The sequence below is a fragment of the Rickettsiales bacterium genome, from assembly GCA_029252805.1.
Lineage (GTDB): Bacteria > Pseudomonadota > Alphaproteobacteria > Rickettsiales > JALZUV01 > JALZUV01.
In genome coordinates, this window is the sequence record JAQXAR010000047.1 from 1 (window position 1) to 13,170 (window position 13,170).

At 48.3% G+C, this 13,170-nt stretch carries 16 protein-coding genes and 1 tRNA gene; 4 read left to right on the forward strand and 13 right to left on the reverse strand.

From position 1 onward, the window contains the following. Positions 1-302: 302 nt before the first annotated feature. The 4 genes from P8P30_09230 to P8P30_09245 all read right to left on the reverse strand — a co-directional run bounded on the left by P8P30_09230 (position 303) and on the right by P8P30_09245 (position 1,581). Positions 303-512 (reverse strand): hypothetical protein, encoded by a 210-nt coding sequence (locus tag P8P30_09230; protein ID MDG1287727.1) that lies wholly within the window; start codon positions 510-512, stop codon positions 303-305. Between the two features lie 55 nt (positions 513-567). Beyond that, a complete protein-coding gene (locus P8P30_09235) occupies positions 568-768 on the reverse strand; it encodes an excisionase family DNA-binding protein (protein MDG1287728.1) in 201 nt (66 codons plus the stop codon). A 109-nt stretch (positions 769-877) separates the two neighbouring features. Next, entirely contained in the window at positions 878-1,396 is a 519-nt protein-coding gene (locus P8P30_09240) for a hypothetical protein (protein ID MDG1287729.1), read from the reverse strand. A 110-nt stretch (positions 1,397-1,506) separates the two neighbouring features. Beyond that, a tRNA-Glu gene (locus tag P8P30_09245) sits at positions 1,507-1,581 on the reverse strand. A 113-nt stretch (positions 1,582-1,694) separates the two neighbouring features. On the opposite strand from P8P30_09245, the gene P8P30_09250 reads away from it, so the two are divergent. After that, the gene (locus tag P8P30_09250; protein ID MDG1287730.1) at positions 1,695-2,747 is read left to right on the forward strand and encodes a Ppx/GppA phosphatase family protein; all 1,053 of its coding nucleotides are present in this window, start codon (positions 1,695-1,697) and stop codon (positions 2,745-2,747) included. Next, the gene (locus P8P30_09255; GenBank protein MDG1287731.1) at positions 2,744-3,439 is read left to right on the forward strand and encodes an RlmE family RNA methyltransferase; all 696 of its coding nucleotides are present in this window, start codon (positions 2,744-2,746) and stop codon (positions 3,437-3,439) included. The genes P8P30_09250 and P8P30_09255 overlap by 4 nt, the downstream gene beginning before the upstream one ends. Here P8P30_09255 and P8P30_09260 read toward each other — a convergent pair. The 9 genes from P8P30_09260 to pstC form a co-directional block, all read right to left on the reverse strand. After that, positions 3,436-3,702 carry a hypothetical protein gene (locus P8P30_09260; GenBank protein MDG1287732.1) on the reverse strand — a complete coding sequence of 89 codons (267 nt, stop codon included), beginning with the start codon at positions 3,700-3,702 and terminating at the stop codon, positions 3,436-3,438. The two genes, P8P30_09255 and P8P30_09260, sit on opposite strands and share 4 nt — an antisense overlap. Then, on the reverse strand, positions 3,683-5,215 hold the full coding sequence (murJ, locus tag P8P30_09265) for a murein biosynthesis integral membrane protein MurJ (protein MDG1287733.1): 1,533 nt from the start codon (positions 5,213-5,215) through the stop codon (positions 3,683-3,685). The genes P8P30_09260 and murJ overlap by 20 nt, the downstream gene beginning before the upstream one ends. Before the next feature lie 2 nt (positions 5,216-5,217). After that, positions 5,218-5,754, reverse strand: a complete 537-nt coding sequence (locus P8P30_09270; GenBank protein MDG1287734.1) for a gamma carbonic anhydrase family protein — start codon at positions 5,752-5,754, stop codon at positions 5,218-5,220. 9 nt (positions 5,755-5,763) lie between these two features. Next, positions 5,764-6,795, reverse strand: a complete 1,032-nt coding sequence (argC, locus tag P8P30_09275) for an N-acetyl-gamma-glutamyl-phosphate reductase (GenBank protein MDG1287735.1) — start codon at positions 6,793-6,795, stop codon at positions 5,764-5,766. Positions 6,796-6,918: 123 nt separating this feature from the next. Continuing rightward, positions 6,919-7,353 carry a 30S ribosomal protein S9 gene (gene rpsI, locus P8P30_09280; protein MDG1287736.1) on the reverse strand — a complete coding sequence of 145 codons (435 nt, stop codon included), beginning with the start codon at positions 7,351-7,353 and terminating at the stop codon, positions 6,919-6,921. A gap of 9 nt (positions 7,354-7,362) precedes the next feature. Further along, complete coding sequence (gene rplM / locus P8P30_09285) at positions 7,363-7,818, reverse strand: 50S ribosomal protein L13 (protein ID MDG1287737.1); 456 nt, start codon at positions 7,816-7,818, stop codon at positions 7,363-7,365. Positions 7,819-7,891: 73 nt separating this feature from the next. Next, positions 7,892-8,662, reverse strand: a complete 771-nt coding sequence (gene pstB, locus P8P30_09290; protein ID MDG1287738.1) for a phosphate ABC transporter ATP-binding protein PstB — start codon at positions 8,660-8,662, stop codon at positions 7,892-7,894. A gap of 102 nt (positions 8,663-8,764) precedes the next feature. Further along, on the reverse strand, positions 8,765-10,033 hold the full coding sequence (gene pstA, locus P8P30_09295) for a phosphate ABC transporter permease PstA (GenBank protein MDG1287739.1): 1,269 nt from the start codon (positions 10,031-10,033) through the stop codon (positions 8,765-8,767). Further along, a complete protein-coding gene (gene pstC, locus P8P30_09300; GenBank protein MDG1287740.1) occupies positions 10,026-10,988 on the reverse strand; it encodes a phosphate ABC transporter permease subunit PstC in 963 nt (320 codons plus the stop codon). The genes pstA and pstC overlap by 8 nt, the downstream gene beginning before the upstream one ends. 37 nt (positions 10,989-11,025) lie before the next feature. On the opposite strand from pstC, the gene lepA reads away from it, so the two are divergent. Both lepA and P8P30_09310 read left to right on the forward strand, forming a co-directional pair. Continuing rightward, positions 11,026-12,825 carry a translation elongation factor 4 gene (gene lepA, locus P8P30_09305; GenBank protein ID MDG1287741.1) on the forward strand — a complete coding sequence of 600 codons (1,800 nt, stop codon included), beginning with the start codon at positions 11,026-11,028 and terminating at the stop codon, positions 12,823-12,825. Further along, the gene (locus tag P8P30_09310; GenBank protein MDG1287742.1) at positions 12,825-13,166 is read left to right on the forward strand and encodes a hypothetical protein; all 342 of its coding nucleotides are present in this window, start codon (positions 12,825-12,827) and stop codon (positions 13,164-13,166) included. The genes lepA and P8P30_09310 overlap by 1 nt, the downstream gene beginning before the upstream one ends. Positions 13,167-13,170 lie beyond the last annotated feature (4 nt).

A 13,170-nucleotide genomic window follows, 5' to 3' on the forward strand; every position in this document is an offset into this window, starting at 1 on the left:
TCAAGCCATTCGTTAGCTTCAAATGCCCCGACGATTACGCCTTGCTTAACGCCGAGCACATACTCGACACTTCGCACCTTTTTAATGTCCACCTTCCATGCGTAGCGCGTGGCCGCATAGCGCTATCTGCAAATTCACGAGTCGTCCACTGTCTATCTTTAGGGATTTTTCCATCTAGGCGAATCAGATCTTTTTTACTTTCAAGGTATTGTTTAATATATTTGTTTTTCATAAGTTATCCTATAGCAATGGGAGCGACAACCATTGATTGTCGTTCTCATTCTTCTTTAATAATTTTGAGTTTAATCTAGTGGGTAGAGTGCAATTTCAGAGTTATCTGGCTTGCAACTGCTATATTCACGATCATTGTGCGCAGCTCCCATCAAGGTAACGAGACGGGAGGTGTTAATGTGATTATAGAAATGCAAGCAGCTAGTACATAATGGAACATCGAATATACTAGCCTGAATTACCGCAATACCTTCACCCAGTATTTCTGGTATCTCTGCCATATACTCTGCTTTACTTTTTCTATCGAAAAGTTCGCATATTTCGCATGTATAATTATTACTCATGCTGCCCTCCCACTGTTGGAAGTGCTTCAATCCATTGTTCGACGGATGCGAGGGGGACAAGCGTTTTACTTCCGAAGCGTTTAGTAGCAATATTGCCCTTCTTCACTTCTTCATAAAACGATGTTCGCCCGATGCCCATTCTCTCAAGAGCCTCACTGACAGGGAGTAGTCTACCTTCTTTTTCATTCATCATTATCTCCTAAATTAATTAATACATGTACACATGCGGTACAGATTTAGGAGTATCGAAAAAGGTATATGATGAGGGCCAATTGGCCTAATCTAAGACCAATTGGTCTTATTTATGTGTTGCTGTTCTCTTTAATCAACTCGGCTCCATCTCTGATTATATTAAGCAATGTACCTTTATTTACTGGAGCCCCACATTTCTCCAATACACTTAAGATCCTTTGCGTAGCTTCATTTCTCTCGGCTTTAGGGTCAAATTTATAAACTTGTTGTGCAATTCCGGATATTATTTTTGCGCAGCTATTAAGGTTCTGTAATTTTGAGCCAACCTTTTCTCTATGTAACTCATCTTGATGAAGGATGATATTATAGCGTAACTCCGCCATAGTGCTAATAACTTGCTCTGTTAGCGGCTTTTCGCCTTCTAATACACCTACTTCAATTTTAGGCGGTCTAGGGGAGCTTTTATTTACCAATTCTTCCATAATGAGCATTACCTGTGTCTTAACTGCCTGAATGGCTTCACTATAAGACCGAATACCAAGACTTTTCCAGATTTCTTTTTTACCATTAGGTGTCTGTAAATATTTAGGAACAGGAACACGGCAATAATAAATACCGTTACGGTTCATCAAATGTGTTTGGGTGGGCATGATTGTAGCAGTCTTTCGTAGCAATGACCGCAATGCCTTTTAGATGCCTGATAGACATTCTTTTAAAATCAATACTTTGTGCAAAAACTTGGTGATCCCTACGGGATTCGAACCCGTATTGCCGCCGTGAAAGGGCGGTGTCCTAACCGTTAGACGAAGGGACCACTGCTTTGAAAGCTGAGCCGTTACACCATTATTCGCGCGCCCTGTCAAGCATCAGATTCATGAAAATGCATGAAGGGTTTCAGTCATGCGCAAAACCTGCTATAAACGCCGCATGCCACAGACAAAACATCACTCTCCTGCTTATGCTGCGCTTGATTTAGGCACTAATAATTGCCGCTTACTTATCGCATCACAACGTCAGAGCACAACGAATGAGTTCGCACTTAATGTGCTCGACAGTTATTCGCGCATCGTGCGCCTTGGCGAGGGTGTCAGCGAGACAGGACGCTTCTCTGAAGAGGCAATGGATCGTACGATCGAAGCCCTGCGCCAATGCAAGAAAAAACTTGACAAACAAACGATTGCATCCGGACGCTTCATCGCTACAGAAGCATGTCGCCAAGCCGCAAACACTCCACAATTCCTCATGCGCGTGCAAAAAGAAACCGGCCTAGAGATCGAAGTTATCTCCGCCGCAGAAGAAGCAAACCTTGCTTTTCGCGGCTGCGTATCGCTCGTAAAACCGGAGCCCCAACGCGCACTAATGCTAGATATTGGCGGCGGTAGCACCGAATTCATGTGGGTTGAAGTTGACGGCAAAAATGCCGCACCTTCTACCCTACCCGTCGTGTCACATAAGGTACTTGATTGGTTCTCTATGCCTCAAGGGGTGATGAATTTGTCTGAAAAATTCGGTGGTGCGCAGTTCGCCGAAGTTTATTTCGAAGAAATGGTCGATTATTTGGAACAACAACTCCTCAAATTCCGTCGCTGCGAAGAAATTACCGAGGCCGTGAGCCGAAATGAAGTACAGCTATTCTCCACTTCAGGAACCGTCACCACGCTTGCAGCGATTTTTCTTGGGCTACCACGCTATGAACGCTCTAAAATTGACGGCATTACCATTGAAACCGCACAGTTACGTGATGCCATTGCATCCATTCTGGACATGAGAGCCTCTGAACGCTTCCACCATCCCTGCATCGGCTCTGATCGCTCGGATTACATTATCTCGGGCTGTGCTATCTTTGAGGCACTCTGTCGCTTATGTCCCGTTAAACATATCACCATTGCCGATCGTGGCGTGCGTGAGGGAATCATCTTCTCGCTCGTAGCAGAAGAGCAAGGAGAGAACCGACTGTCTTCTAACGGTACATCATCATGAGTGTTACAGGAAAATCTGGCGGCGGCGGCGGGCGAAAAAACCCACGCCTTCACCAAAAAGTAAAAACTGCACGCGGGCGTAAGAATGGCTCCACCAAGTGGCTACAACGTCAATTAAACGACCCTTATGTGCAAAAAGCACGAGCTCTGGGCTATCGCTCACGCGCCGCATTCAAAATATCAGAGCTGGATGATAAGTTTAAATTCTTCAAACCAAACTTATCCGTGGTTGATTTGGGAGCCGCTCCAGGGGGCTGGACGCAAGTTGCCGTTGAACGCTGCAAAGGCAATAGTACGGTTGTGGCGATTGATCTCCTGCAAATAGATGAGATTGCCGGATCGACCCTCCTAGAGATGGACTTTATGGCAGATGACGCACCCGAAAAGCTATGCTCATATTTACCCGAAGGCAAAGCTGACCTCGTCATCTCTGATATGGCACCTAATACAAGTGGCACGCCTTCACTCGATCATTTACGCATTATGGGCTTAGTCGAAGCAGCTGCGGAGTTCGCATGCGAGATTTTAAAGCCCGGCGGTGGATTCGTTTGCAAAGTATGGCAAGGTGGCGCAGAACGCGAAACACTCAAAGCCCTACAGAAGCGTTTTATTAAAGTACGTCACGCGAAACCTGCGGCAAGCCGTAAAGGCTCTGCGGAGACGTTCTTGGTCGCAAGCGGTTTTAAGGGCTAATTCTTCCGACGCGAGGCAAACTCTATCATCGTGCGCCATACATGACCGACATGCTGTTCCGGCTTCATACGGCCAGTCGTCATGTTTTCAGCCGCAAACTCGCACATGTCTTCAGAGGCTTCACGCGGCACAATCACCAAGCCTTCTCGCTTAAGCATATTTATGACAGCACCCGCTTGCTTACCATAATCCTCAAAAAAATAGGATTTATCGGCTTTCTTGATCGTCTTAGCGACCATCTTTTTAATTTTTACGGCGTCCATAGTTTGGAAAATAGCGGCTTCGATAAAGCAGTGCAAGTGCAAGCACGGCATAAACCACTAATCCACCAATAACGAGAGTGGAAAGGCTGATAACCTTTGACCAAAAAGTCGCAAAATCAAGCTGCGGCATAAGCCAGTAAAGCGCGACTCCCATCACTCCGGCAGCTACCAGCATTTTAAAGACTGCCCATAACAAAGATGCATCCGGCACAAAATGCTTGCGCTTCAAAAGCACGAAACCCATCAAACCGGCATTCAGCCACGCCGAAAGCGTCGTCGCCATCGCTAAGCCCACATGCTCATAATATTGCATCAGGATGAGGTTACCGATGATATTGACCGCAACACAAAATATCGCAATTTTGACTGGTGTTTTTGTATCTTCGCGCGCAAAAAAGCCGGGGGCAAAAACCTTCACCAGAATAAAAGCAGGCAAACCTACTGCATAAGCGACCAAAGCAGGAACCACTGCCGCCGTATCCGATGCCGCAAAGGCGCCATATTCATAGATTGTACTAATGAGCGGTTGTGGGATAAGCGCTAATGCGACAGCCGCGGGTAGCGTAAAGACTAAAGCAAGCACGAGCGCGCGATTCAACTTATCGATCGCCTCCAGTGTGTCGCCCGCTTTGATGGTCTTCGTGAGCATAGGCAACAGCGCTGTGCCAACCGCCACCCCAATCACTCCAATCGGAAGCTCGTTGAGCCTATCGGCATAATAAAGCCACGAAACCGCCCCCGGAAAGAGCGACGCGAGGATAATATCAATCAGCAAATTAATTTGCGCCACCCCTGCCCCAAGCGCAACAGGCGCCGCCAATAGCAGCAACTTCTTCACTGGAGCCGTTAGTTTCGGCCATTTGATCGTCAGGTTAATGCCCTCTTTCTTGCACGCCAGCACCAGCCACACAAATTGCGCGATACCGGCCGCCATCACGCCAATCGCCAATGCATGCGCCGAGGTATGCATGTAAGGCGTCAAGAACACCATCGCAAGAATCAGGCATATATTAAGTAAGACCGGCGTCGCCGCCACAGCTGCGAACCGGTTAAAGCTATTGAGAACGCCACTCAATAAAGTGACGAGCGCAATCATCAGAATATACGGGAAACACATGCGCGCGAGTAGCACTGTGAGCAAGAACTTCTGCGGGTCATCCTGAAAGCCCGGTGCAAAAGCGAGAACCACCCATGGCATAAATATCTCTGCCAGCGCTACGACTAACAATACCATCCACGCCAAAACGGAGAACACCTGCTCGGCCACTTGCTTGGCGGCATCTTTACCCTGCTCCTCCAACGTTCCGGCGAATAGCGGAACAAAAGCTGCGTTAAACGCTCCTTCTGCAAAAAGACGGCGCAGGAAGTTCGGTATTTTGAAAGCAACGAGGAACGCATCGGCCAACACACCGGCACCGAGATAACGCGCGACCAGAATATCTCGCAAGAATCCGAATACGCGCGACAATAAGGTAAATCCACCAATGGTCGAAACTGCGCGGATCAAAGCCATGCTTAATTAAGCCCTAGCTCTTCGCGATATTCCTCACCGTGCAGTACATAGTTAGCCGATGATTGCGGGAAGAACTCAATATCTTTTTCACTTAAATCTTTGAAATATTTTGCAGGATTTCCGGCCCATAGCTGCCCCGTTGGCACTCGCTTATTGGGCGTCAGTAGCGCACCCGCAGCCAACATTGCTCCCGACTCCACCACAGATCCATCGAGTAACTTCGCTCCCATGCCGATAAAGCTATCACTCTCGACCGTGCAGGCATGCAGCAACGCTTGATGGCCAATCGTCACCCCATCACCAATACTCGTAGGGCCAACCACACGCGTCACATGAATGACTGTACCATCTTGAATATTCGTACGTTCGCCAATAGTAATGCTTTGCACATCGCCGCGCACTACGCAGCCAAACCAGATATTACTTTTCGCACCAATCATGACATCACCAATAATAACAGCACCCGGCGCGATAAAGGCAGTCGGATGGATGGTCGGCATTTTGCCCTTATAAGGCAGAATAATAGGGTCAGTATTCATACCCGTAACTTAAGGGAATAAGGCCAGATGACGCAAGCCCGTATCCTCAGGCAACCCGAACATCAGGTTCATATTGTGAATTGCCTGCCCGGATGAGCCTTTCGTGAGGTTATCAATCGCCGAAACAATGATCGCTCTACCCGTACGACGCTCACGTGAAACGCTGATGGCGCAATAATTGGAGCCGCGTACCTGCGCCGTACTCGGCAACTCGCCTTCTGGCAGAATATGCATAAAGGGTTCGTCTTTATACGTATCAACCAGATGGTGGCGCAGCTCATCGACCGTACTCGCTTGATGTAACTCCACATAAATGGTCGAAAGAATTCCACGATTCATCGGCACGAGATGCGGCGTAAAGGTAACCATGTGATTCGTGCCCAACTCCTGCTCAACCTCTGGGGTATGACGATGCGTCGCAATACCATATGCCATAAGCGAATCATTCACTTCCGTATAAAGAAAGCTCTGCGCCACCTTACGCCCTGCCCCTGTCACACCAGATTTAGCATCAATCACAATATTATCGGCAGAGATCAACTCCGACTTCACTAACGGAATTAGCGGCAATAAAGCACTCGTCGGATAGCAACCCGGGTTCGCAACAAGGCGTGCGCCTTTAACCGCCTCACGGTTCAGCTCGGTTAGGCCATAAACCGCATCCCTTTGTAGCATTGGCTGTGTATGTGGCTTTCCGTACCATTGCTCATACGTATCAATATCGCGCAAACGAAAATCAGCGGACAGATCGACCACTTTCACCGATTCCGGTAGAGCGGCAATCACCTCTTGCGTCGTACCATGCGGCAAACAGCAGAAGACTAAATCGAGAGCACTCGTATCAATCTCTGAAATCTTTTTCAGACGCGGTAAACCCAACCCTCGTAGGTGCGGATAGACCTCCGTAATTTCTTTACCGGCTTGCGTTTCACCCGAAAGCGCTTCGATCGAAACATCTGGATGCGTGTGTAGTAAGCGTAGTAGTTCTACCCCCGTATATCCACTGGCTCCAAAAATAGCGGTTTTAATTTTTTGTGTCATCGTTACTTCCTTGTCATCTTGAGCGAGCATAGCGAGTCGAAAGATCTATTCCACATGATAGATAGAAAAAGGGCGTTTGGAGAAACTCCAAACGCCCTAAATTCAATATCTTGCTTGAACTGTCTAACGTTTAGAGAACTGGAAGCTACGACGTGCTTTCGCTTTACCGTATTTCTTACGTTCTACTGCACGTGAATCACGAGTCAGGAAGCCCATTTTGCGCAATATGCCGTGGAACTCACCACTATAATTGTCTAGCGCGCGGCTAACACCGTGACGAATCGCACCGGCTTGGCCTGAAAGACCGCCACCTTTAACGGTGCAATGCACGTCAAATTTATCCATACGATCAAGCGCTTTGAAAGGCTGATTAATAATCATACGCAATACTGGACGCACAAAGTAATTCGTGATCGGCAGTTTGTTAATGACGATTTGGCCAGTGCCTTCTTTTAACCATACGCGAGCAACGGCGTCTTTACGACGGCCTGTCGCATAAGAGCGGCCCTGTGCGTCTAGTTTCTTTGCAGTGGTTTCTGTCTGTGCAGCTTCAGTCATGTTCTTACTCTAGCTATTTTTTGTGTTTTCAGATGCAAAATCGATCACTGTCGGATTTTGCGCGGTGTGTGGATGTTCAGAACCAGCGTAAACTTTCAATTTCTTGAGTTGCTGACGGGCCAATGGACCTGATGGCAGCATGTTCTTTACAGCAGCTCTAAATACGCGCTCAGGGAACTCGCCCTTAAGAACGGTTTCAGGATTCGTCGATTTAATACCACCCGGGTGACCCGTGTGACGATAATAAATCTTATCCGTCATTTTTTTACCTTTGAACTTCACTTTATCAGCATTGATGATAACGACGTTGTCGCCACAATCCATGCTAGGTGTGAAAATAGGCTTATGCTTGCCACGTAGCAAAGTGGCTACTTTAGCAGCCAAACGGCCTGTTACGAGGTCTTTTGCGTCAATAATCCACCACTCGTGGGTGATATCTTCAGGTTTTGCAGAATAGGTACTCATGTTTGTAAACTATCTTGTAGGTTCAATAAGGCCGGCAATATGGTCATCTGACTCGCACTTGTCAAGCGCAGAATCAGCCATAACGCCCAGAAATGTAATCCTTGGTCCGCTGTTCATTCGGCGCGGAGAAAATTTGGTCCGTTTCGCCTTGCTCAATAATCTTACCAAGATGGAAAAAAGCCGTCTTCTGGCTTACGCGTGCTGCTTGCTGCATCGAGTGCGTGACAATCACCATTGTATAGTGCTCTCGCAGCTCTGCCATAAGCTCTTCAATCTTCGCGGTTGCGATCGGATCAAGCGCTGAACAAGGCTCATCCATAAGGATAACATCCGGTTCTACTGCGATAGTTCGAGCGATACACAGGCGCTGCTGTTGCCCACCAGACAGGCCAGTCCCCGATTCAGACAAGCGATCCTTCACCTCATCCCATAGGCCGGCTTTAATCAGACATTTCTCAACCTGAGCATCTAACTCAGCCTTATTGGAAGTCATTCCGTGCAGGCGTGGCCCATAAGCCACATTATCATAAATAGATTTCGGGAAAGGGTTGGGTTTTTGAAAAACCATCCCCACATTCGCTCGTAAAAGCACAGGATCCTGCTCTGGCGAGTAGATTTCTTTATCATTTATTTCGATACTTCCGCTCACGCGACAAATATCAATCGAATCATTCATACGGTTAATACAACGTAAAAATGTTGATTTGCCACAACCGGAGGGACCGATAAGGGCCGTCACTTGCTTTTCCGGCATATCCAAGTCCACACCGAACAGCGCTTGTTTATCAGCGTAATGCACGCTCACATCGCGGGCTTTTACTTTTATGTTGGAGCTATTTTGCATCATCGTTCCTTACATTTTCACTATCGCGGATAAGCTGGCAAGGCGCGCTCGCCAAATTTCTGGCGCAAGCCTGCGCGGTGCTTAAGCGCGCCATCAAAAGCCTTACCATTTTGTTTCAAACCTATTTCTAACCATAATTGCGACGAAATTAAGCATTAGCAACACGGTCAGTAATACCATAATACCTGCGGAGGTTTTCTCCACAAAGCCAAGTTCTGGACTGCTCGCCCAAAGGAATACTTGCACCGGCATGGCTGAAGCAGGATCCGTAAAGCCCTCAGGCACATCGGCGATAAAGGCGACCATACCAATCATAAGAAGCGGCGCCGTCTCGCCAATCGCGCGTGCGACGCCAAGAATTGTACCGGTCATAATACCCGGCAATGAAAGCGGTAACACATGATGGGCAACCACTTGCAATTCCGTCGCACCAAGCCCACGCGCTGCATCGCGAATCGAAGGCGGCACCGCACGTAACGCGGCACGCGTGGCAATAATGATCACCGGCAGCACTAACATGGCGAGTGTTAACCCACCGACAAGAGAGGCCGAACGCGGCATACCGAACAAATTCAGATACAACCCAAGCCCAAGCAGACCGAAAACAATCGACGGTACCGCTGCGAGGTTATTGATATTTACCTCAATCAAATCGCTTATTTTGTTTTTCGGCGCAAACTCTTCTAAATACACCGCCGTCATCACCCCCATCGGGAACGCAACTGACAAACAAATCAACACCGTTAGCAATGAGCCAATAATACTGGCCGCAAAGCCCGCTTGTTCAGGTTCGCGCGAATCGCCGCTTGTTAAGAAATCGATATCAAAAGTCTTTCTGATATGACCTTGTTCTTTCCATTCCTTGAGCCACCCGAGCTGCTGCTCATTAAAACGGCCATCGGCCAGCATTTGCTCTTCGCTTAAGATGCCCTTATTCCAAATATCAACATTGGTGGCTGCGGTAATCCAACTCGTGTTTTTAATCTGACGGCGGATAGCCCCGCTAAAGAGTTTCTTCGCGAGCTTGTAATTCTGCTTCTGTTGCTTTGCTAAAACGACAGCAGGATCGACAACCTCTTCAGGTTCAATCAATGTGATCGCACTGACACCACTTGCAACGACGGGAGCGACCTCAGCCACTCCTTCATCATCCTCAATAACCAAGACACCCGGCATTGCGGTGATTGCTTGTTTCATACCCTCTGCTTTTGGCAGGTAAATTTGCGTTTCAATAAAGCCAGTATAGCCACGCATGACAATATTGCCCAACAACACAAACAGCGCTAGGCACGCGAAACCAATCGCCAACTGTCCGTAGAGCTTAAATCGCCACGCAGCACGCTGGCGTTTTTTGAAATGCGCGCTAGTCATACTTCTCCTGATATTTCTTCACCGTCACTAAGGCGACAACATTCAAAATAAGCGTTACCACAAAAAGCGTAAGCCCCAAAGCAAACGCCGCAAGTGTTTTGGCACTATCAAATTCTTGGTCACCCGTTAGCAATGCGACAATCTGCGCCGTCACTGTGGTCACGGATTCCATCGGATTAATCGTGATATTCGCCGCCAATCCTGCCGCCATCACCACAATCATCGTTTCACCAATCGCCCGCGAGACTCCTAGCAATACTGAGCCCATAATACCCGGCAATGCTGCAGGCAACACAACTTTAGCAATCGTCTCCGCCTTCGTTGCGCCTAAACCGCTCGAAGCATCACGCAGGCTTTGCGGCACAGCAGTTAAAATATCGTCCGAAAGTGATGAAATAAATGGGATAATCATTATCCCCATCACCACGCCAGCCGTTAGCGCACTTTCAGCTGAAACCGGAATATCAAGCGCCGCGCCTAAGCAACGAAAAAACGGCGAGACCATACTAATAGCGAAATAACCATAAACCACCGTCGGAATCCCTGCCAGCACCTCCAGCGCGGGCTTCACAACCTTGCGCACCGTACTATTTGCATATTCTGCGAGATAGATCGCCGCGAACAACCCCACCGGCACCGCCACTGACATCGCAATCAGCATAATAAAAATTGTACCCCAAAACAGCGGAATCGCGCCAAAATCATGTCCAGACTGCGGACTCCACTTTAAACTAAACAGAAACTCTGGCAATGGGATCAAGTTAAAGAAGCGCATCGCCTCAAACAAAACCGAAAGCACAATCGCTCCCGTAATCAAGATTGAGGCCAGCGCTGCCAGCTTAAGCAGCCACAGCACGACACTATCAATACAATGACGCATCGGATGAGACGGAGGGAACTGCAGAGCACTAATCACGGAAATCTCATACCCTTTGCAATAAGAAAATGCAAACATGATTGCTGTTTTAATCAGACATCGCTACATAAGCGCCATGACAAACATTTCGCGCATTCGCAACTTCTCCATTATTGCTCACATCGATCACGGTAAATCCACGCTTGCAGACAGGCTCATCCAGCTTTGTGGCGGCTTGGCTGACCGTGATATGCAAGAGCAAGTGCTCGATAGTATGGATATTGAACGTGAGCGCGGCATCACCATTAAAGCACAAACCGTGCGTCTCGAATATAAAGCCAAAGATGGCGAAACCTATATTCTCAACCTAATGGACACTCCCGGCCATGTCGATTTCGCTTATGAAGTGAGTCGCTCACTGGCTGCCTGTGAAGGCTCGCTCCTCGTCGTCGATGCGTCGCAAGGCGTGGAAGCACAAACGCTGGCCAATGTGTATCAGGCGATTGATAATAGCCATGAGATTGTCCCCGTACTTAATAAGGCAGACTTGCCTGCCGCAGAGCCAGATAAAGTCAAAGAACAAATTGAAGAGGTTATCGGTCTCGATGCCTCTGATGCGGTGCTTATTTCAGCCAAAACAGGAATGGGCGTACCTGACGTGCTCGAAGCCATCGTTCAGCGCTTGCCCGCGCCTAAAACACCTGAGAACGATGAATTAAAAGCCCTACTAGTCGATAGCTGGTACGATAATTACCTCGGCGTAGTCATCCTCATTCGCGTCTTTAGCGGTGAAATCAAAAAAGGCATGAAGGCGAGATTCATCGCCGCTAAAGCGGAATACCTCGTAGAGCAAGTCGGTACCTTTACGCCAAAAACAACTCCGGTCGATACGCTCAGCCCTGGTGAAATGGGTTATATCATCACCGGCATTAAACAAGTGGCTGACTGCAAAATTGGTGACACGATCACCGATAGCAAAAAGCCATGCGCGGAAGCACTTGCTGGTTTTAAACCAAATGTTCCGGTTGTTTTCTGCGGTCTCTACCCTTCCGATGCTTCGGATTATGAGCACCTAAAGGCATCTCTGGCAAAACTTGCGCTCAATGATTCCAGCTTCGAATTTGAAATCGAAAGCTCAAGCGCGCTCGGCATGGGCTTCCGTTGCGGTTTCCTCGGATTACTCCATCTGGAGATTGTGCAAGAACGCCTAGAACGCGAATTCGACCTCGATCTTATTACGACAGCGCCCAGCGTAAGCTATAAAATGAATATGATGAAAGGCCATCAAGAGGCGCTCCACAATCCCGTTGATATGCCCGATGTTACCTACATTAAAAGCATGGAAGAGCCGTGGATTAAGGCAACCATCATGGTGCCGGATGAATTCCTCGGTAATGTGCTCGCGCTCTGCACGGAAAAACGTGGCCAGCAAATAGAACTCACCTATGTCGGCACCCGCGCGATGGCAATCTATAAACTGCCCCTCAATGAAGTCGTCTTCGATTTCTATGATCGCCTTAAAAGTTGCACACGCGGCTATGCCAGCTTCGATTATGAATTCGCAAGTTACGAGGAATCAGACCTCGTGCGCGTCAACATTCTCATCAATAACGAGCCCGTCGATGCGCTATCACTCATTGTTCACCGATCTCAAGCAGACTATCGTGGCCGCGCCCTTTGCACACGCCTCAAAGACCTCATCCCACGTCAAATGTTCCGTGTTGCGGTGCAAGCTGCTATTGGCGGCAAGATTATCGCCCGCGAAACCATCAGCGCGATGCGTAAAGATGTGACGGCCAAATGTTATGGGGGTGATATTTCACGTAAGAAAAAGCTTCTCGATAAGCAGAAGAAGGGTAAAGCAAAAATGCGCTCTATCGGTAATGTCGATGTGCCTAAATCCGCCTTTATCGCCGCCCTCAAGATGGATGGCTAATGCGCAGACACACCAAAGAGTCTTTTACATTACTGGCAAGCTGGCTGATTCTCTTCCAACTATTCGCACCGCTAGCCTATGCAGGGCAAGAGCTCACGCTGATCTGTGGCGAACAAGGTGTTCAAGAAGTTAGCTTTGATGCAGACGGAAACCCCGTTGAACTACCAAGCCTCAATAAGCATTGCGAACTCTGCGTTCTATCCTTCGCGGTGCTGGCAGATGAGCTTTCCCTATCGCAAACCCATGCAGCTATTTACACTTCCGCTCCATTGGAGCAGCGCTTCTTACTATCCCCAAACCCCAAAGGATTCACTAGCCGCGCGCCTCCGACTCTTTCCTGAACCT